The sequence below is a fragment of the Shewanella zhuhaiensis genome (assembly GCF_022484835.1).
In the GTDB taxonomy this organism is placed as follows: domain Bacteria; phylum Pseudomonadota; class Gammaproteobacteria; order Enterobacterales; family Shewanellaceae; genus Shewanella; species Shewanella khirikhana.
Genome location: NZ_JAKUDL010000001.1, coordinates 320,530 through 341,424, shown reverse-complemented (window position 1 = coordinate 341,424; position 20,895 = coordinate 320,530). Strand labels below are relative to the sequence as shown.

Sequence of the window (20,895 nt, the reverse complement as noted above, 5' to 3'; positions counted from 1 at the left end):
GAATTTATACAAGGTGACTCTCCCCGGTAACAACGCGATCTTTATGTCATTCTTAAGCTTAGAAGCTTTCCCGACAGATGGGTAAAACTGTTAAGAAAAGACGCATCTTTGTGTCACGTTTTAACATCGAGTGTAAATGTTTGTTGCAACGGAAGAAAGTCAACGCTGTACGGTTTGTGCGCGATTCTGCGGAATTTTGTCACATTTTTGACGAAGGATGAATAAATGGCGCGCCAAATCCCCACACGCGCCCATAAAAAAGCCCGCCATCAGGCGGGCTTTTGCGTGAATGACGCTTAGTCTTCCACTGGCGATACCACAAACAGCAGGTCGCCCTGAGACACCTGTTGACCATTGGTGTTCAGGATACGCTCGATGCGGTACTTCTTGTCTTCCGGATAGAGCACAGCGCCCTTGCGGTTGAAGCTTGCCAGAGTGACCTGGGAGAACATCTTCATCGCTTCGGTCAGCGCCAGGGTGGTGTCGGTGGTCACAATGTCACCTTCACGGACAAACTCCGGCTCGCCTGGAGCAGGTGAGCTGTAGAAGATACCCGCGCCCTGAGCCAGCACTTTCAGCTCGTTGGAGTCACCCACACGTAGAGACTCGGTATCCACGCCCTGGGTTTCGGCAGCCGCTTCCATTTCGGCGATAAGCTCAGGGATATCCAGCTCAGCCATCAGACGAGGCAGGTAGTTGGTGTCATACACACCTTCGTTGAAGGTGGCATCCTTGAGGATACGCTTGAGCAGCGGAATGTTGGTCGCAATACCCTTGAGAACCACGCTGTCCAGATAGTCGTACATCTTGGCTACCACGTCTTCACGGGACTCACCACGGATGATGATCTGGGCAATCAGGCTGTCGTAGTAAGGCGATACTTCCTTGCCTTCGGCGGCGATAGAGATGATTTCCACATCGTCACGCTCTGGCATCACGCACTCGGTGATCTTGCCAGGGTTTGGCATCAGCTGCAGTACACCGTTGCTGTCAAGGGCGGCCTTCTCAGCGGTCACACGCACTTCCATGGCGTAACCGATTTCCTGAGGCTCCAGGTTTTCAATGGAGCGACCGGCAGCAATGTCAAACTGGGCAGAAACGATGTCGATACCGGAAGTGGCCTCGGTCACAGGGTGTTCTACCTGCAGACGGGTGTTCATTTCCATGAAGTAGACTTCGTTGGCATCCAGGTTGTAGATGAATTCCACAGTACCTGCGCCCATGTAGTCCACGGCATCACCCAGTGCCTTGGTGTATTCCATCACCTTCTGCTTCAGCTCTGGCGGCAGCATGGTGGAACCAGACTCTTCAATCACCTTCTGGTTGTTGCGCTGCACCGAGCAGTCACGCAAACCCAATACCTTGGTGTTGCCGAACTTGTCACGCAGCAGCTGCACTTCGATGTGACGCAGTGAAGTCACATACTTCTCGAGATACAGGTCACCGTTACCGAACGCCGCAGCGGCTTCGGTAGAGGTCTTCATAAACAGCGGGATCATATCCTCTGGGCGTTTCACCACCTGGATACCCTTACCGCCACCGCCTTGTACCGCTTTAAGCAGCACTGGGTAACCAATTTCACTGGCCACGTTCACCGCCTGTTCGGCGTTGGACAGAATGCCGTGGGAACCGGGAACCACAGGCACGTTCTGCGCCTGAGAGGTCTTGATTGCGTTGGACTTGTTACCCATGGTGGTCATGGAGTGCACGCTTGGACCAACGAAGTTCACGCCATTGTTTACACACAAGGCGGCAAACTGAGGGCTCTCGGACAGGAAGCCGATACCTGGGTGCAGGGCGTCTACGTTTTCGTATTCAGCCACTTTCAGCACCGAGTAAGCGTTCAGGTAAGATTCGTCAGAGGTGTTACCACCCAGACACACCAGCTTGTCGTTTTCCTTGAGCATGTCGGCCGGAACGGCAGTCATGTCAGGGTCAGAGGCAACCAGCACCACGTTGATGTTGTTGTCGTGAGCCTTGCGAATAAGCTTCACCGCGGTACAGCCACGGGCATGCACCAGCACCTTGTCGATTGGCTTCATCAGCGCACGGGGGTCGTCCTGATGCAGCTCATCATCAATCACCTGCGCTTCAGGCACCAGGCTAGACAGAGCGCCCTTGATCACTTCTTCAATCTGCTGGTTAGGCATTGGCATCAGCGGGTCGATGCTGGACAGCTGAGAGTCCAGAGTATCGCTGAAGGGGTTAGCCACCAGACCGTTCATGGCGCCAGGCACCTTGGACAGGTAGTTAGACAGAGTGGCAGTTGACGGCAGATACGCAGGTACCACCATCTGACCGGCAAACGGCATGTTGGTGCCAGACATGTAATAGGTCTGTACCAGCGGGTGAGTCACGAAAGATGCCTGAGCACCACCGGTACAGTCACCGAAGCCGAACATCAGCACTGGCAGCTCGTTGTCACGGATAAAGCGGGTGATACGATCGTTCACCACCGCCATGGAGAACAGTGCCGCGGCACCTTCTTTGGTCTGCATACCACCGGAAGAGATAAAGCAGATCACTGGCATGTGACGCTTGGCACACTCAATAAGCAGCGCAGAGAATTTCTCGGCAGAGGCCATATCAAAGGCACCGGCCTGGAAGGCGGTGTTGGACACAGCCACACCCACCTTGAGGGAAGTACCACTGTGTTCAAAGTCGGCCACACCAGTGATAAGGCCGCAAGGACGAATGCCCTTATCCAGCGCATCTTCAATCGACAGACGGAAGCCAGGGAAGTTGAGCAGGTTGGCGCTCATCTTGTCGCTGTTCAGTTCATCGAAGTTGGCAAAGAAACGGTTGATGACGTTTTCCCAGGTCATCTTGCCGGCTTTCTTCTCGTCGCGCAGTACCTTCTGGATCAGCAGATCCTGGTAACCCATGGTCAGACGGTTCCAGAAGTCCTTACGACGACCGATGCGCACCGGGTTGATGGCGCCGGTGTACTTGCCGGTGTCTTCTTCACTGTCGAAGTATTCAGGCAACAGACGCTCGAAGAAGTAGGTCAGGATCACGAACAGAGAGTCGTTAAGCTGTGGGAAACCCACACTCTTCCACTGTTCGGTCTTGGTCAGCAATTCGGCACGGTTTGACTGAGACATGAAGTACTTCAGCCACTTGTAGAACTTGCTCTTGTCGTTGGCAATGTCCTGAGTCGACAGGGCGCGGTCGATGGCCTTGTGCAGCAGGCTGTCTACCGAGGCGCGGGACAGGCTCTTGCTCATCATGGCTTCTTTGGCGATAGAGGCCAGGCTGCCCACCACGTTGTCGTACAGGGCGTTGAAGATCAGGATGTTGTAGCACTGCCAAATAAAGTCTTCGCGCAGTTCTTTATTCACTACCACGTCCAGCACTGTGAGGTTGTTCAGCTCAGGCCAGTCGGCCTCAGTCACCTCGGCAGGCAGGGTTTCCAGATAGTGGATAAGGCCCTTGAAGTTGTTGGCGGCATTGGCCTTCCAGCGGTGGTACAAAGACCAGCCGATGTTGAACAGCAGCGCCTTCTTGGCCTTTTTGTAGTTTTCTTTTGGTTCACCCAAAATCAAACGGGTCAGCATGTTACGTTCGGTGCTGACTTCGCTGCGCTTGTTAACGAAGTTGTTCCACAGCTTAGACAGCTCTTCGTCGTAAACCACTTTGTCCGGGCTTGAGAGCCAGGCCTGGAATACCTTTTCCTGTTCTTTCTGGATACGCTCCAGCAGATCGCCTTCAGGCACGCTCACCTTGGACAGACGGCCATATTGCTCCATGGAGATGGAGTGGATACGGCTGCGCAGAGTCAGGTAACGCAGGTAACGGTAGGCACTGCCGAACAGGTTCAGGTGCATGGTTGGGCTGTTGGCCACGGCCAGATCAGCGGTATTTTCCAGCGCCTTGAGGTTCTTGGACGGGTTCAGGAAGCGGGTCAGACTGCGCTCGTAGTGCTCGCGCAGATCTTTGGATTCTTTAACGAAGTTAACCGCAGCGCGCTCAACCGCTTCAATAGAGCTGATGATGGCACGGCGCAGGTTGTGCTGACGCTCGTCACGGTCAGACGGAGAAAAGTCGATGATGCCATCGATACAACCGGCAGTGTAAAGCTCCTCAGGAGACACACCCACCGACTTGGCACATTCCTGCCAGGACAGGTTGTATTTACGGGCAATACTCTGCAGACCCTGTGGCTGGATGGTGTTGAAGATACCATCACGCAGCGACAGCAGAATGTTGGCCGCAGCCAGCGGAATTGCACCACCCGAGTAACCGGCACCAATAACGATACCCACGGTTGGCACATCAACGTTGGCACTCTCGGCAATCGCCTTGGAAATGGAGTGTGCCTGGTTGTTGCTGTTGGCAATCTCACCGGCGTCCGCACCGGGTGTGTCGATGAGATAAACAATTGGCATGGACAGTTCGGCAAAGTGACGAATGGCCTTGCAGGCGGCCAGGTGATGCTCAGGCATCCAGGCGCCGTTGGCGGTGGTACGTTCCTGGGCTACAAAACCCACGCGACGTACGCGGCTACCGAAGTTCAAATCCACTTCAGCGCTATAGAAGGAACCCATGTGGGTTTCAGTGATGACCTTACCCTTGAGATCGGCAATAATGCGCTTGGCGCCGGGGCGGCCCTTGTCCTGGGTTGGCTGGATAACCTTGGCAACATAGCCATCCACATCCAGATTCGCCAGTTCCTTCAGGTTGGCCTGGATGGCGGCGTCATCCAGCAGACCTTTAATTTCTTCTGATAAACTCTGTTTGCTGTGCTCAGGGAACAGCGAAAAATCCTTGGCCAGGTGCTCCGCTTGCAGAAACAGCGGATCAGGCTTTTGTGCTTGAGTCATGTTAGTGGGCTGCTTGTTGGTGGTCATTAAGAGATCCTCTGCTAAGCCTCTGAAAATTTTTAGCCATCAAATATACCTTTCTTCGGTTTGCAAATACCATTAAACTGCCCTGGACGCTTTGTTCCATTTTTGAGACGATAGAAAAAACATGCCAGATTTGAATGGGATGGCGCTGTTTGCAGCAGTGGTCAGATCTCAAGGATTCAGTCAGGCGGCCCGTGATACCGGCATGCCAAAATCCACCATAAGTCGCAAAGTTGCTCAGCTTGAAGAAGAGCTTGGTGTACGTTTGCTACAAAGGGATACCCGCAATCTGAGCCTCACCCAGGTGGGCGCCCTGTTCTATCAGCACTGCGAAACCATAGTGAACGAGCTCGAAGCCGCCAAAGCGGTGATTGAACACACCCACGCCGATGTCTCCGGCTCGCTGCGAATTGCCATTCCGGTCTCCTTCAGTCAGGAGCTTATCTCCAATCTGTGCAGTGGCTTTTTGCGCCTGTACCCCAGCGTAGAACTGGATGTACAGTTTACCGACTCGGATGTGGGTCTGGTGGGTGAAGGCTATGATATCGCCATCAAATACGGCCCACTGCAGCCGTCGGATAACGTTGCCAGACTGCTGTTCGAGCGCCAGCCGATTTTGGTGGCAAGCCCCGGCTATTTAAAACAATTCGGCACCCCGGCCACCCCCAAAGAGCTGGGTCAGCACGCCGGTATTTTGCTCGGCACCACCCGCTCAGCGCCCATCTGGCCGCTGGGTAAAGGCGGTCGTAAGACCATGGTTGCCTTTAAGCGACGGGTACGGGTAAACAGCGCCGTGATGGTGCGGCAGCTGGCGCTGGATGATTTCGGTATAGCTATGCTGTCCCATGCCCAGTGCAAAAAAGATCTCGCCAGCGGCGCCCTGGTGCCCATATTGCCCGAGTGGCCGATGGAACCCTTTAAAGTTTACGGCGTGTATTCAAGCCGCAAGCAGCTCGCCACCAACATCAGCGTATTTCTCGACTTCTTTACCAAGCGCTTTGGCAGCCAGGAGTCACTGCTTGGTCTGATGGGCTGAATTCAATGGCGGCAGAGACTCAGAAAGCCCAGGCTTTCTACGTGACACGGCTGCAGGGACGCCAAAAACCAGCCTCCTCCCCCCCAACGCTCAATCCACCAAAAGCGGCAAAAAGTTGTACGCCAACCTCGCTTTTCCATGGCAGCTGTGGTACCCCTGTTTTTCTACTAAAATCTGGCTAATCAACTGATTGAAACCGGCTGATTGAAACCGAGCCAACTGATAGAACCGAAATCATCGAGAAAAGGACGCCCCCTATGTTCAAGCGAATGCTCCCTGCGCTCTTTATGGCCTCCCTCCCCATGGCCGCCATGGCCAGTCTCGACGTGGAAGAGCTCCGCGTTGACAAGGCCAAAGCCGAGTTCCCGGATGTTGCCAACCGTTATCAGGGTTTGGTGACGGGTCTGCAGGAAAAGCTTGCCGCAGGCAATGAAGAAAAGCAGGTGACCCAAATGACCGCCGCCCAGGGCATTCGTTTGTGGCAACAGGCGGTGCGGGATGTGCAGTCCGGCAACATTGACGATCGCAGCCTTTATTGGGCCCGGCTGGCCATGCGCAGCCACCTGAAAACAAGCCCCGCAGGCTATAACATAGTGCCCTGGCAGCGCGATATTCTGGTAAGGGCGGTCGAGACCGCTTCCCGTGGCTTTTCGGATATTAATTTCGGCGACGATGTGCAGATCCGTATTCTGCTGACTGGCTTTGACCCCTTCTTCCTCGACCGCAACATTCAGCAAAGCAATCCCTCCGGTATCACAGCGCTGATGCTCGACGGTTATAAATTCAAGGTGGGCGGCAAGCAGGCACAAATCGAGACAGTGATGATCCCGGTACGCTTTGCCGATTTCGACCAGGGCATGATTGAGTCGCTGCTCACCCCTTTCTATCGCAAGCGCTCCATTAATGCGGTGTTTACCGTCAGCATGGGCCGGGATGATTTCGACCTCGAGCGTTTCCCCGGCCGCAACCGCAGCGCCGAGGCGCCGGATAATCTGAACGTGTTCACCGGCGCCAGCAAAAGCCGCCCTATTGCCCCAATGCTCAACGGCAAGACCCTGAATGGCGATGAGTTTGTGGAGTTTTCACTGCCAGCCTCGGTAATGCAGGCCGCGCCCGGCAGTTACAAAATCAACGACAATCACAAGGTCACTACCCTGTCCAAGGGCAGCTTTGAGGCCCGCTCCTTGTCAGAGCTTTATAACGAAACCTCGGTCGAAGGTTCCGGCGGCGGCTACCTGTCCAATGAGATTTCTTACCGCGCGGTGCTGCTGCGGGATCAATTCGGTTTGAAGATCCCGGTGGGCCATATCCATACCCCGAAAGTGGCCGGTTACGATGCCGAGGCGGGCAAAGCCATTGCCGAGCAGGTGCGCGCCATGGTGGAACTGGCGGCATCCACGCTCTGAATCAGGTAGCGCAGATAGCAACAGCGGGGCAAATGCCCCGCTTTTTTCTGTTTGCTGTATCGCAGCCAAGCCCATATTTGCCCGCAGCGCAGCCCCGGGGGTAAAATGCCAGCGCATTGGCTCAGGGATCTGTATGTTCAGTTTTTTACGCCCCAAAAAAACAACAAAGGCAAGCAAACACCCGGTAAAAGCCTTATCCGGCGTACTCGCCAACTGTGAAAGCATGGCGCCGCGCAGCGCCGTGGAAGAAGATGCCTTTTTGCATCTCGAGAGTGCCTGCCTTCGAGCCGAGGCGGGCCTTGGGATAAGTTTGCCCCGCCCTACTCTCAGGTTTGATGTTCGCGGCAAAACCGCTGGCATGGCCTATGGTCAGCTGAATCTTATTCGATTAAACCCCAGGCTGCTGGAAGAAAACCCCGACATCTTTTTTACCGAAGTCATTCCCCACGAGCTTTGTCATTTGCTGGCGCATCGACTGCACGGCAAGGTCAAACCCCATGGACATGAGTGGCAAACGCTGATGCGCACTCTCTATGGCCTTTCCCCGCGCACCACCCACAGCCTGGATACCCGCAGCGTCAGCAAGAGCATCAGCTACCAGTGCGGCTGCGGCCCGGTGGAACTGAGTGTTCGCCGTCACAACAAAGTCAGCCGCGGTGATACCCGCTATCTGTGCCGCCGCTGCCAGCAATATTTACAGCCTGCCACTGCCTTGCCCACCTAAGTCGATTGATTTACCATCCAGCTTCTTTCAGAGCGGCCAAAGCCGCCTTTTTCACAATTAAAGTCATAGATTATTTTGCGCTATCTCATTGTATTACTGATTTTTACAGCAAGTTTCACACAGGCCGCCAGCCACCCCGCCAATTTCTCAGACGCCAAACGCAAGGCACAGAAAATCTACCGCGATCTGCCGATGCGCAGCTTCTACTGCGGCTGCGATATTCGCCTCAATGGCAAACGCTGGGAGGTGGATTTGCCATCCTGTGGCTATCAGGTGCGTAAACGTGCCGAGCGTGCCGAACGCATCGAGTGGGAACATCTGGTACCCGCCTGGGAATTTGGCCACCAGCTGCAATGCTGGCAACAGGGTGGCCGCAAGGCATGTGCCGGCAACGACAAGCAATTCATGCGCATGGAAGCCGATCTGCACAATCTGGTGCCTGCCATCGGCGAGGTAAATGGCGATCGCAGCAACTTCCGCTTCAGCCAGTGGAACGGTCAGCGCGGCCAGTACGGTCAGTGCGATATGGCCATCGACTTCAAAGGCCGCCGAGCCCAGCCACCGGCACATGCCCGCGGTGCCATTGCCCGCAGCTACCTTTATATGAAGCAAACCTACGGGCTTAAAATTGCCTCCGCCCAATTAAAATTGTTCGAGGCATGGGATAAAAGCTATCCAGTTGATACTATTGAATGCCAGCGCGACGCCCTGATTGCCAAAACCCAGGGCAACCATAATCCCTTTGTCTCACGGGGCTGTGCCCAGGAGACAAACAAGCGTGCAGCGGACTAGTCAGTAACCAGCGTCAGGACACCCAATGAGAATCCCAAGAATTTTTCAGCCCTTTCCTCTGTCTCCTTCACAGCAGTTTGATCTGGATGAAGACGGCTTTGCCCACGTAGGCCGGGTGCTGCGCATGGGAGAAGGACAACACCTCTGCCTGTTCAATGGCGATGGCAAAGACTATCTGGCGGAAATCGTCACCGCTGGTAAAAAGTCGATGACAGTCAAGGTATTGTCCGCCACTGACAACCAAAGCGAGTCACCGCTCAATCTGCATTTGGGGCAGGTTATTTCCCGCGGCGATCGCATGGACTTCACCCTGCAAAAATCGGTGGAACTTGGCGTAAACACCATCACGCCGCTGTTTTCAGAGCGCTGCGGCGTTAAGCTCACCGGCGAGCGGCTGGAGAAGAAAATCGCCCAGTGGCAAAAAATCGTCATCAGTGCCTGCGAGCAGTGTGGCCGCGCCACTGTGCCAGAGGTTCGTCCAGCGATGGAACTGGCCGACTGGTGCGCCGAGCCTTCCAGCGCGCTGAAACTGAATTTGCACCCCAGAGCCAGCCATGGCATTGCCGGACTCAAGCTCGACAATCCCAGAGTCAGACTGCTGATTGGCCCCGAGGGTGGGCTCTCGGCCGAGGAAATTGCCATGACAGAAACCCACCAATTCAGCGAAGTTCTGCTTGGCCCCCGGGTGCTTCGCACCGAGACTGCGGCACTGACCGCTATCACGGCACTGCAAATGACATTTGGCGATCTGGGTTAACCCCGGCTCGCTCAGCAAAGAGGACGCAAGATGATTAAGCTTGGCATAGTGATGGACCCCATCAGCGACATCAATATCAAAAAGGACTCCAGCTTCGCCATGTTGCTGGCCGCCCAAGCCCGGGGCTATGCCCTGTATTACATGGAGATGCAGGATCTCGCCATGGTCAAAGGCGAGGCCCGCGCCCGCATGCATCCGCTGAAGGTGATGCAAAACGCCGACTGCTGGTTTGAGCTGGGCGAAGCCGTTGATGCGCCGCTGGCCGATCTTGACGTCATTCTAATGCGCAAAGACCCGCCATTCGATACCGAATATATCTACGCCACATACATGCTGGAGCGCGCCGAAGAAGCCGGTGTGCTGATAGTCAACAAGCCACAGAGCCTGCGCGACGCCAACGAAAAGCTGTTCACTGCCTGGTTCAGCGAGTTTACCCCCCTGACCATGGTGACCCGTGACGCTGCCCGTATTCGCGCCTTCCACGCCGAGCATGGCGATATCATCTTAAAGCCGCTGGACGGCATGGGCGGCGCCTCGATTTTCCGGGTAAAACAGGACGACCCCAACCTCGGCGTTATCATCGAAACCCTGACCAACCACGGCAATTGCTACGCCATGGCGCAGGTGTTTATTCCGGAAATTACTGCCGGTGACAAGCGCATCCTGGTGGTGGACGGCGAGCCAGTACCTTACTGCCTGGCGCGCATCCCCAAGCAGGGCGAAACCCGCGGTAATCTCGCTGCCGGTGGCCGTGGTGTTGCCCAGCCGCTGTCAGAGGCAGACTGGCGTATCGCCAAGGCGCTTGGCCCTGAGCTGAAGCGCCGCGGCCTGATTTTTGTTGGCCTAGACGTAATTGGTGACAAGCTCACTGAAATTAACGTCACCAGCCCAACCTGCATCCGTGAAATTGAAGCCGCCTTCGAGGTGGACATCACCGGCATGCTGATGAATGCCATCGAAGCACGCATCAAAAAATAACCAGTGCAGGGGCGCAGCGCGCCCCATTTTGGGGAAGACTATGTCATCGAAATTCCTGGCAGTTTTATTGTTTTCGCTGCCGTTTGCCGTCACCGCCACCACAGATCCGCTCAAGACACCCGCCAAACCCAAAAACATGGTGATCATGGTGGGTGACGGTATGGGACCTGCCTACACCTCGGCCTACCGTTACTTTAAAGACAATCCGGACACCGAAGAAATTGAGCAGACCGTGTTTGACCGTTTGTTGGCGGGCATGGCCAGCACCTACCCGGCCAGTGTATCGGGTTATGTGACCGACTCAGCCGCGGCGGCCACCGCCCTTGCCACAGGTCACAAGAGCTACAACGGCGCCATTTCGGTGGATGTGAACAAGTCTCCCCTGCCAACCCTGTTTGAAAAAGCCCGCGAGGCTGGCCTTGCCACCGGTGTTGCCGTATCGAGCCAGATAAACCACGCCACACCGGCGGCCTTCCTGGCCCACAATGAAAGCCGCAAAAATTACGATGAGATAGCCAAAGCCATTCTCGACAGTAACACCGAGGTGCTGCTGGGCGGCGGTCAGCGTTATTTCGATGACGCTTTGCTGGGGCAATTTACCGCCAAGGGTTATACCCATCTGACAGACCTTCAGGCCCTGAGCGCCGTTCAAAGCGGCAAGGTCATTGGTCTGTTTGCCGATGTGCAGCTACCTTGGGTAATAGACAATCCGGGTGCCAATCAGCTGTCTACTCTCACCGCCAAGGCACTGGAACTGCTGGCACAAAACGACAAAGGCTTTGTGCTGCTGGTTGAAGGCAGCCTGATTGACTGGGCAGGCCACAACAACGACATAGTGACCGCTATGGGTGAGATGGATGAATTTGCCCGCGCCATCGAGGTGGTGGAAGAGTTTGTTCGCAGCCGCGGCGATACCCTGATGGTAGTGACGGCCGACCACAACACCGGTGGTCTCAGCATAGGTGCCGATGGGCAATATGAGTGGAATGCAGCCCTGCTGCGCGCTGTCAGCGCGAGCCCGGATCTGATGGCGAGTAAAGCGATTGAGTCCGACGACTGGCAAGCCCCGATGCAGGCAAGTCTGGGTTTTGAGCTAAGTGATGATGAACTCAATAGCCTCACCAAAGCCAGACCTCAGGGCCAGAGCGTGCTGGCCGATGCCATCAAGAAGATTATCGATACCCGCAGCTTCACCGGCTGGACCAGTGGCGGCCATACAGCACTGGATGTGCAGGTGTTTGCCCAGGGACCGGCCTCCGGCCTGTTTATCGGTCATCAGGACAACACTGAAATTGCGCAGAAGATGATGAGCCTGCTGCCTAGGCCAAAGAGAGCCGCGGTGGCGCCAACCGCCCCCACAGTGACACTGCCACCGGCCGCTGAAGAACCCAAACAGGATGCGGCTCAGCCTGCTGCACCTGTGGCTGCACCTGCCGATGTGGTAAAGCCTGCGATGGATGTACAAAACGTGGCGGCATCAGAGGTGTCTCCAACAGCGACGGGAGCGGCGCAATCAGCGACAAAACCAGCCACGGATACAGCTGCCAATGCTGAGGCCAGTACTGAAGCCAAGCAGGCCGTTGATCATTGATCTTTGACCTCTAACCCGCCTTTTGGCCCAGGGGCACGTGATCGGCGCCTTTGGGCCAACGCCGGGTAATGGCAATCGATTCCAGCACTTCCAGGGTTTTCTCTTCAGTGATGGGTTTGGAGTATAGATACCCCTGCGCCAGCTCGCAGCCCGCCGCCTCCAAGAACTCGCACTGCAACTCAGTTTCAATCCCTTCCGCTACCACGGTTCTGCCAAGGTGGTGCGCCAAATCAATCACAGTAGTCACAATGTGAGTGTCGGCGCCATTCTCCAGCACGCCTGCGGTAAAGCAGCGGTCAATTTTCAGCACGTCAAAGGGCAACTGTTTGAGGTAGCTGAGTGACGAATACCCGGTGCCAAAGTCGTCAATGGCGATGCGCACTCCAAGCAGCTTAAGCTCTCGCATGACCTCCATCGCCTTGTCGACCTGTTCGATAACGCTCTCTTCGGTCACTTCCAGCAGCAGGCTTTGTGGCGGCACCATGCTGCTGCTCAGAAGTTTTTTGATGTAGTCACTTAGGCCTGGCGTCAGGTAGTGGCGCGCCGACAGGTTAACGGCGATGTAGATATCATCCCAGCCCAACAGCCTGAAGCGTTTGAGTATTTCCACCGCCTCGGCCAGCACATAGTTACCCAGCTTGATGATGGCGTCGCTCTCTTCAATGTGCGGGATAAAGTTGCCGGGCATGATCAGGCCCCGGCTTGGGTGGAACCAGCGCACCAAGGCCTCGAAGCCTTTGATATGACCATCTTTAAGCCCAACAATCGGCTGCAGGAACAGCGATAATTCGCGCTCGGCAATGGCACTGTTGATATCCTGCTCCACCATCAGGCGGTTGTTGGCGTGGTGCAGCATGTCTTCGGTAAACACCCGGAAATTGGAGCGACCGGCATCCTTCGCCTGATACATGGCCAGATCGGCATACTTGATAAGCTCTTCGGCATTCACCGACGGCGAGTCGCACATGGCGACCCCAATACTGGTGGTGACAATCAACTTGTGATTGCCAAGCACCACGGGTTGCTGCAAGGCGGCAAAAATCTTATGGATCACCCGCCGAATGTCCTGCTCGTCACGGATACCGCGCAGCAGGATCAAAAACTCATCGCCACCCTGGCGGAACACTGTGTCCATGCTGCGCACGCTGTTATTGAGCCGCGAGGCGATAATTTTCAGCAGCTCATCTCCTTCGTTATGCCCCAGCGCGTCGTTAATCCGCTTAAATGCATCGAGATCCAAAAACAGCAGGGCAATTCGGTCGTGTACCCGCCCCACACAGGCTATGGCCTTGTTGAGTTCGTGAATTAGCATGGCCTTGTTGGGCAAGCCGGTGAGCACATCCAGCATGGCCATCCGCTCAAGCTCGCGGGTGTATGCATCGACATCCTGCTCCAGGCTTTGCTGCCGGTCGGCCAGCTCCAACATGGAGCTGCCCATCATGTCTACTTCATCGAGAAACAGTGCAGTTCTGGGTTTCAGCGAAGTGCGCACCTCATCGAAACGGCGCTCAGCGATCAGCGGCAACATTCGGGTTTGGCCCTCAAGCCGCCGTATCGGAGACCAGGCCACCAGCGCCATCAAGGCGCCGGTCAGCAGTAAGGCAATCAGCAGCAGCCCAAGAATGTTCTGCTGGAAGGCTTTTAACAGCTGATGCCATTCATCAAGCTGCCACAGCACCACTATGCCGGGACCATCATCACTGGCATCCAACGAGAAGTACCACAGGGCATAGGGTTCGCCGTGTAACCGGTACAAACGCTGCTTGGCGGTAACATCCTGCCAGGACAAGCTGGCGCGGGCCTCTTCAAGCAACGGCAAACTGGTTTGGCGGTTGCTGATATTGAATAGCTTGCGGCCCCAGAAGAGGTCGGCATTAGCTGAATCTTCACGGCCACTCAGCACCGCCAGCTCAAACTCATCCTGGGAGCGAAAACTGGTTAGCAGCGAAGTGAGTTCCATTTCAAGATAGAAGCGATGGGCAACCTTGTGTTTCAGCACTGGCACCTGCACTTGCAGCAAACAACGCTCAACACAATGAATACGCCAGATGGGCACACTGGCACGGCTCCAGCGCTGAAACCATTTGTATTCATCATCACCGGGCAGGCGCCCAAGGTAAAAACCACTGTGACTGTTTTGGGCTATGCGGCCGAAGGCATCCAATCCCCAGGCCAGCTGCACCTCGCCCCAAAGCGCTTCAAATTCGCTGTGGCTGAGCTTGGGCTCAAACACCCGCGACCCCGCCAGCAGCAACACCTGATGGGCGCTGGACACAGCCACGTCCACCGCCTGCGACACAGCATGGCTCAGGTTTTGTTGCAATGTGTGCTGCTGTGACTCCAGCAAAAAGCCCTGCTGACGCCCAAGCTCGCGATAAGCGAAGTTGCCGAGCACCAAAGTCAGCACAGTCATCAGGAAGAATACGGTGATCAGTACCTTCCATCTGAGACTCAAAAACCAACTGCCGGGGGAAACTTTCGTCATAGATTCACCACTGCATTCGGTAAGACACTTCAAGGGCCAGCACTGACCAGTGTTCGTCCTGGGTCATTGGGTCCTTGTTCAGAATGGGCGGCACCCAGGAGGCGCCCTCGACCCAATGATATTCAGCGCTGAGCTGCCAGTTGTCAGCAAAACGCCAGCGGCCGCCCAGGGTCCAGTCACGGGCATAGCCAAAGTAGGCCGGGATCCCGGCCTCAGCCAAGAGTTTGCCGTCGGGATCATCAAGGTTTTCAACCGAATAGTCATAACGAACAAAGATATCCAGGGTGTCACTCAACCCATAACGGGCATCCACATAATAACCCCGGTATGGCTGCTCTTGCTGCCAACCAGCCAGTGGTGTTCCCCGCAGGGTGCGCTCCCCCTGACTGAACTCCGAGGTCAGCTCCAGCGTGCCCACCCGGTACTGCGCCGACAACACCCAGGTCAGCAGTTCAAGCTCGGCAAAGGCCCCCGGCAAGCCGCCGTCGTAGGTCATTAAGGTTTGATACACATTGGCGCCAAGGCGCAGCGAGTCGGTGCTGTAGTCCAGGTCGATTGAATAAAAGTAGTCGGAATCCAGGGTGCCGAAGTCGAGAGTGCCAACAGTATTGCGGGTTAAGTCATCGGTGATATTGAGCACCCCGCCGGTGAGGTGCCAGGCAAGTTCTCCACCGGCCAGATGATGGCGCCCCAGAATTTCACCGCCATTGATATGCAGCTGGGTGTCACGATAGTAATCGGCATAAATGGATTGCGGCAGCAAAATGCCCGGGCGGGAAAAAGGCACGTCACGGGTGCTGGAGAAAAAGCCCACTTCATTTTTCACCCGCCCAAGACGCATCCCCAAAAAGCCCGACTCAATGGGGCTTAAGTATTCCAAAAACAGGTAATCGGCTTGCAGATGTTCGTCAATCAGGGTGCCGCGCTGGCGATAACTGAGGGCACCGGCAAAGCGCAGGTTTTCCCAGGGCCGCCAGGAGGCCATCAGGGTTGCTTCTGTTAATTCCAGGCTGGTATCATCCTTGCCGGTAAAAAACTCACTGCCATCCACTGCCACCAGCCCCTGGCTGATAAAGCCATTAAACTGCCACTCCTGCGCGCAGGAGACACCCGGCCCCAACAGCAGCAAGCACAACAGGCCGTTATTGCTTTTCATGCGCATCATCCTGTGCAGTGATTTCATCCGGAAGATATCCAATTGCCCCTTCTGTTTGTTCCACCTTCACCCGCATTTCCGCCAGCGTACTGACTATCTCGGGGCGGTCAGCGGTGCCGGAGTAAACCAGTCGATCCCAGTTCCGTTGCAGCACATAGGGCAGCACTTCCAACGCATCGGTGCAAAAACGTTTGTGCAGTTCGGAGTCGGGGGGAAGCACGAATACCCTGATGGGGGTTCCATCAGGCCAAAACAGACGCTGCCGGGAAAATATGAGCCTTAAATCAGATACGGTCAGCGCCTCGGTCTCGACTTGTTCGTGGGCAATGATCTTGGCGTCCACACCAAGACTTATCATCATCAGCCACATCCATGTCATATAACGGCGCATCAAAACTCTCCGTAAGTTTGCTTGCGTTGCAGGCTTGTGGCCGCAGCACCTTCCATCAGGCGGTTAGCCTTAGCTAAAGCTTAGGCAAGGAATCGAGGCGCTGCACAGTAAAATTGGCTGATGCATCAAGGGGCATGGGGTATAATTGCGACAAATTCTCAGCTCAAGACCCGGCCTTGCTTACCAATCCTTCGCAACTTCTCATCAGAAACAGTGAGTTACTCGAAAACCAACGGGTGCTCGTAGTCAATTTTGAGTCAGATACACTCTGTAAAACGCTGCTGGAACATTGCCCGGAAGTCAGCGGACTTGCGCTGGATTTCAATCACTTCCTGCATCAGAACGCAGCCACAAATAGCAAGCTTAAGCTGCACTTTGGCCATGAGCTGCAAACCGATGACAAGTTCGATGCCGTGGTAGTGTATTTCCCCAAGGCCAAGGCGCTGGCGCCCTACCTGTTTGCCCTGGCGGCCTGGCATCTGGCACCGGAAGGCCTGCTGCTGGTTGTGGGCGAAAACAAGGGCGGGATCAAATCGGTAGACAAGCTCACTGGCGCGCACTTTTCCAAGCCGGTGAAACGGGACAATGCCCGCCATTGCCTGCTGTACACCGCGGTGCTGCTGGGCGAAGCGACGAAGCCGAAGGTCGATGATTTTGTCAGCCAATATCAGCTGAGCCTGCCCGGCGGCGATGTCACCATCTGCAATATGGTTGGGGTATTTTCCGATAAACGGCTCGACGAAGGCACAGCGCTGCTGCTGGATAATCTGCCCGCCTTGTCGGGCCGGGTGCTGGATTTCGGCTGCGGCGCCGGCGTGATTGCCATTGCGCTGCTGAAAGCCAACCCGGCGCTGCAACTGGATTGCGTCGACATCAACGCTATGGCGCTGTTGTCCTGCGAGTTATCACTTAAGGCCAACGGCATGAATGCCAGAGTGTATGCCTCTGATGGACTGGCGCAGGTTGATGGTCAGTTCGATGCGGTGATCTCCAATCCGCCATTTCACGACGGCCTGAGCAGCACTACAGATATCGCCACCCGCTTTGTAGCCGACAGCAAGGCCCAGCTTAAGCCCCATGGCGACTGGTGTATTGTCGCCAACCGCCACCTGCCCTATTCCGACACCATTGCCAAGGTTTTCGGCAAGGTACACACCCAGGCAGAAAACAACAAATACAAGGTGTATTACAACAAAAACAGTTGATACCACCAGCAAGCAGCATTGATGCAAAATTAGTCGCCAAATATCCCAAGCTGGTCAGTTTTAAGAAAAATAACTAAACTGAAAACCAGTGCACAAATTAGTCGCTGCACACTTTTTTGGCGAAAGTTTATCTTGTTATACTCCGAAGGCTTGATACCTTACTAACCCCCTACCGGGAATAAGTTTTTTAGGGTTAGTTGTGACTTAAACCGAAGAAAAATAACTACAGATAAACGGGTATACACTTATGTTGGCTCCAGAACTGCTTGAGCTGAGCTCGGATGGCACCAAGGCGGAACTTCGATTAATTCCCGCCGAGCACGGCCCCGTCACCGAAACCGATCTGCGGGAGTTACTGTCACTGCCGGGATTTGACGATTTGTACCCCCTCGATCCTGTCATTCAAAAAGCCGTTATCAGCATCAATAAACTCTGCGGTCAGGACGACGGAAAATTTGAGCAGTTTTTTGCCATTGCCGAAAAACGTGACGGCAAAGTTGAAATAAAAATCAGCCCCGACAGAATGCAGGCCGAAATGGTCATTACCGCTGCGTTCGGTGGCAAACAGATTTCCCTCCCCGATGTACTCATGGCCCTCAAATCCGAAGGGGTGTCTATGGGGCTCAGCAAGGTGCGCATTGAGCAGTTGCTGAAACAAATCCCGCTGCTCGAACCCGGCGCCAGCTGCCAACAGGTGATTGCTATCGGCAAACCGGCCGTTAACGGCGAAAACGCTATTCTGGAGCGCAAGGTGGCACTGGCCCGTGAACGTTTGCTGCAACCCCAGGAGCGGGAAGACGGCACAGTCGATATGCGTAACCTCGGCTCAGTTATCACGGTTAAGCCCAACGATGCACTGATGGTTAAAATCCCCGCTACCGAAGGCAGCGCAGGTTTTACCGTCAAGGGCGAAGTATTGCAGCCCAAACCCGGCAAAGATGTGGCGTTGGTGCCCGGCGAAGGTACGGCGATTTCACCCAAAGATCCCAACAAGTTGATTGCCACTGTGGCCGGCCAACCGGTGGAAACCCGCACCGGCATGCAGGTTGACGATGTGCTGCAAATCAAAGAAGTGGACGTGAAATACGGCCATGTAAACTTTAAAGGCTCGGTGCTGATTACCGGCGATGTGCACGAAGGCATGCAGGTTCGGGCCAGCGGTGACATTACCGTGATGGGCTTTGTCGACTCAGCCCAGCTTGAAGCCGAAGGCGATATCATTGTCAGCAAAGGGGTTATTGGCCGTCAGCTCGCCGAAGGCAAACATTCCACAGTGCTCAAGGCCAAGGGGCAAATTGCCGCCCAGTTCGTGCAGTATTCCGATCTGATTGCCGACGGCGATATTCAGGTGACCAAACAGCTACTGCACAGCCACAGCCAAACCCGCAGCAAACTGATTGTGAGCGACAACAACGGCCGCCGCGGCGATTTGGTTGGCGGTCAGGCCCATGCAGCCAAGGGCGTGCGGGCCGTGGTGATTGGTGCCACCGCCGGTACCAAAACCGAAGTCTTCTGCGCCATGGATCTTGGCCAGCTGAAATCCGACCTTAAAGCCCTCGATGAAAGCGTGAAATCCATGGTGGTGGCCTGCCTCGATATCGATGCCCGCATCCGCAAACTGCCGCCCAAGAGTGAATGGCAGGACGACCCTGTGATGTACGAGCAGGTGAAGATGATGATGGAAGAGAAAAAGCGCATGGCGGAAGAACGCACCCGCGAAGAGCTCGAGCACGACGCGGTAAGGCAGGAAGTAGACAACTACTACAACAACTACCGCATTGAAGTGCTGAAACACATCTTCGCCAACGTCGAAATTCATATAGGTCAGGCATTTAACCGCACCCAACGTGAACACGGCACCTGCATAGTTACCAATCAGGGCCAGGAAGTAAACTTCGACTACAGCGTCAAAGCCTGATGCCAATTCCTCAGCCACAGTGGCCAGCCCTGCTCCAGCAGCAGGGCTGTGACGAACTTCTGCCATTGCCTCTACAAGCCGACTGGCAAAAGTATCAGTTGGAATGCCGCCACCTGCTGTGCCCGGGCGATATGCTGATTGATGCTACCCTCACGCGCTTTACGCTCACAGGCGACCATAGTCTGCTGGCGGACGGCGCTATCTCTAGCGCTGAGCTGACGCAACTGCTGCGCGCCCATCTGGCAACCCAGGGGCACTGCTGCCTGGCCAAATTGCAGTTGAATTCACTGGCTGATGCCATTGAACTCATCAGCGCATTAGACAGCTGAAAAACGCCCCGTTTCCCGTTATGATGCTGGCCAATTTGTTGCGTACGGCCATTTTCCGGCCCGGCGCATGTTCAGAGCAGGGAAACGAGGTGCATTTTGGAATTGCTCAGGGTTCAGTGTCTTGGGAAAACCTTACGACTGGAGGGCTCACTCGCCGGATGGCAGGAGCTCTACTGGGACAACCAGCTGGTGTCGCAAAAAGTCGCGGGGGTCGATAATCAGGGCCTGCGGGTACACGAATTTAATCTGCAAACCCAAACGGCCGAACAGGACGAGCCGCAAAAGATTGCGGTAAGGCTGGAAACCGACCTGATTTGGCAACCCTTTAAGCTGGATTATCGGCTGCTGGTTGAAGATCAAATTCTCGCCGAAGGCAGCCGCAACGAAAAAGACATGGAGCGGCAGGAGCCTGAGCTGCCACGGCAGAATACCCAAAAACTGAGTCTGGTGGGTTTGGCGTCGCTGGGCTTTAAACTGCTCAAAAGTGCCAAAGTCATCAAGGCAGTGCTCGCGGGTGCCAGCCTTGCCGCATACAGCTGGCTGTTTTCATTCCAGTTTGCCCTGGCGCTTATCGCCTGTCTGGTGGTGCATGAATACGGCCACGTGCGGGCCATGAAGTACTTCGGCATGAAAACCAAAGGCTTTTACCTTATCCCCTTTATGGGCGGTCTGGCGCTGTCGGAAGACAAAATAAACACCCGCTGGCAGGATGTGGTGATTTCCATCATGGGACCCACCTTTGGGCTGTTTATGTCGCTCGCCTGTCTGGTAGGTTGGTGGCTGACCGACAACCCATTTTTTGCCGGTCTCGCTGCCTTCAACTCACTGCTGAACCTGTTTAACCTGCTGCCGATTCTGCCACTGGACGGCGGTCATGTGATTAAAAGCATCAGCTTTTCAATGAACAGCAAAACAGGGCTACTGATCTGTGTGCTCGGCGCCGTGTTTGGGGTGTGGCTCAGCTACAGCCTGGGGCTGGCACTGCTGGGCTTTTTGCTGCTGATTGGCAGCGCCGAGATCCTGTTCGAGTGGCGTGGTCGTCATCACAGCCACCTGATCCCCCTCGACCGTTACGGCCAAATCTTCTCTGCCGTGTGGTACCTGCTGACCCTCGGTGCCTTTGTCGCCATCATCTGGTACTTTGCCGGTATGGGCGATGGCCTGCTGGGGCTGCCACTGCAAATTCTGCAAAGCTGACACAAAACTGACAAAACAAAGGGCGCCAAGGCGCCCTTTTTTGTGCCTGATGGCAAGCTGCAGCTGCTGAGGCTGCACATGAA

14 protein-coding genes and 1 pseudogene are annotated in these 20,895 nt (G+C 55.3%); 11 read left to right on the top strand and 4 right to left on the bottom strand.

Features of this window, described 5'->3' with window-relative positions:
• Nucleotides 1-296: 296 nt before the first annotated feature.
• Nucleotides 297-4,850, bottom strand: a complete 4,554-nt coding sequence (locus MJ923_RS01410) for an ATP-binding protein (RefSeq protein ID WP_240589589.1) — start codon at nt 4,848-4,850, stop codon at nt 297-299.
• A gap of 121 nt (nt 4,851-4,971) precedes the next feature.
• Here MJ923_RS01410 and MJ923_RS01405 point away from each other — a divergent pair, with 121 nt between their 5' ends.
• The 7 genes and pseudogenes from MJ923_RS01405 to MJ923_RS01375 all read left to right on the top strand — a co-directional run.
• Nucleotides 4,972-5,883 carry a LysR family transcriptional regulator gene (locus tag MJ923_RS01405; RefSeq protein ID WP_126165751.1) on the top strand — a complete coding sequence of 304 codons (912 nt, stop codon included), beginning with the start codon at nt 4,972-4,974 and terminating at the stop codon, nt 5,881-5,883.
• Between the two features lie 257 nt (nt 5,884-6,140).
• Nucleotides 6,141-7,289: a C15 family peptidase gene (locus MJ923_RS01400; protein ID WP_240589588.1), complete on the top strand. Its 1,149-nt coding sequence runs from the start codon at nt 6,141-6,143 to the stop codon at nt 7,287-7,289.
• A 133-nt stretch (nt 7,290-7,422) separates the two neighbouring features.
• Complete coding sequence (locus MJ923_RS01395; RefSeq protein ID WP_240589587.1) at nt 7,423-8,013, top strand: SprT family zinc-dependent metalloprotease; 591 nt, start codon at nt 7,423-7,425, stop codon at nt 8,011-8,013.
• A gap of 75 nt (nt 8,014-8,088) precedes the next feature.
• Entirely contained in the window at nt 8,089-8,805 is a 717-nt protein-coding gene (locus tag MJ923_RS01390) for an endonuclease (RefSeq protein ID WP_240589586.1), read from the top strand.
• A 25-nt stretch (nt 8,806-8,830) separates the two neighbouring features.
• On the top strand, nt 8,831-9,562 hold the full coding sequence (gene rsmE / locus MJ923_RS01385; protein WP_240589585.1) for a 16S rRNA (uracil(1498)-N(3))-methyltransferase: 732 nt from the start codon (nt 8,831-8,833) through the stop codon (nt 9,560-9,562).
• Between the two features lie 30 nt (nt 9,563-9,592).
• Nucleotides 9,593-10,540, top strand: a complete 948-nt coding sequence (gshB, locus tag MJ923_RS01380) for a glutathione synthase (protein ID WP_126165746.1) — start codon at nt 9,593-9,595, stop codon at nt 10,538-10,540.
• A gap of 40 nt (nt 10,541-10,580) precedes the next feature.
• A pseudogene (locus tag MJ923_RS01375) lies at nt 10,581-11,873 on the top strand (alkaline phosphatase); the annotation flags it as partial.
• Between the two features lie 268 nt (nt 11,874-12,141).
• Here the strand turns inward: MJ923_RS01375 and MJ923_RS01370 are convergent.
• Genes MJ923_RS01370 through MJ923_RS01360 form a run of 3 tightly spaced genes read right to left on the bottom strand, consistent with a single transcriptional unit; the run spans nt 12,142 to nt 16,163 of the window.
• On the bottom strand, nt 12,142-14,616 hold the full coding sequence (locus MJ923_RS01370) for a putative bifunctional diguanylate cyclase/phosphodiesterase (protein ID WP_240589583.1): 2,475 nt from the start codon (nt 14,614-14,616) through the stop codon (nt 12,142-12,144).
• Between the two features lie 4 nt (nt 14,617-14,620).
• A complete protein-coding gene (locus MJ923_RS01365) occupies nt 14,621-15,772 on the bottom strand; it encodes a TonB-dependent receptor (protein WP_240589582.1) in 1,152 nt (383 codons plus the stop codon).
• Nucleotides 15,759-16,163 (bottom strand): type 2 periplasmic-binding domain-containing protein, encoded by a 405-nt coding sequence (locus MJ923_RS01360; protein ID WP_240589581.1) that lies wholly within the window; start codon nt 16,161-16,163, stop codon nt 15,759-15,761. Before MJ923_RS01360 ends, MJ923_RS01365 begins: the two co-directional genes overlap by 14 nt.
• A 176-nt stretch (nt 16,164-16,339) precedes the next feature.
• Between MJ923_RS01360 and MJ923_RS01355 the strand changes: the two genes are divergently transcribed.
• From MJ923_RS01355 to MJ923_RS01340, 4 genes are all read left to right on the top strand, one after another.
• Nucleotides 16,340-17,368 (top strand): class I SAM-dependent methyltransferase, encoded by a 1,029-nt coding sequence (locus tag MJ923_RS01355; RefSeq protein WP_240589580.1) that lies wholly within the window; start codon nt 16,340-16,342, stop codon nt 17,366-17,368.
• Nucleotides 17,369-17,615: 247 nt separating this feature from the next.
• A complete protein-coding gene (locus MJ923_RS01350; RefSeq protein WP_240589579.1) occupies nt 17,616-19,286 on the top strand; it encodes a DUF342 domain-containing protein in 1,671 nt (556 codons plus the stop codon).
• Nucleotides 19,286-19,615: a DUF4144 domain-containing protein gene (locus MJ923_RS01345; protein WP_240589578.1), complete on the top strand. Its 330-nt coding sequence runs from the start codon at nt 19,286-19,288 to the stop codon at nt 19,613-19,615. Before MJ923_RS01350 ends, MJ923_RS01345 begins: the two co-directional genes overlap by 1 nt.
• Before the next feature lie 96 nt (nt 19,616-19,711).
• Complete coding sequence (locus MJ923_RS01340) at nt 19,712-20,812, top strand: site-2 protease family protein (protein ID WP_240589577.1); 1,101 nt, start codon at nt 19,712-19,714, stop codon at nt 20,810-20,812.
• Nucleotides 20,813-20,895: the final 83 nt, after the last annotated feature.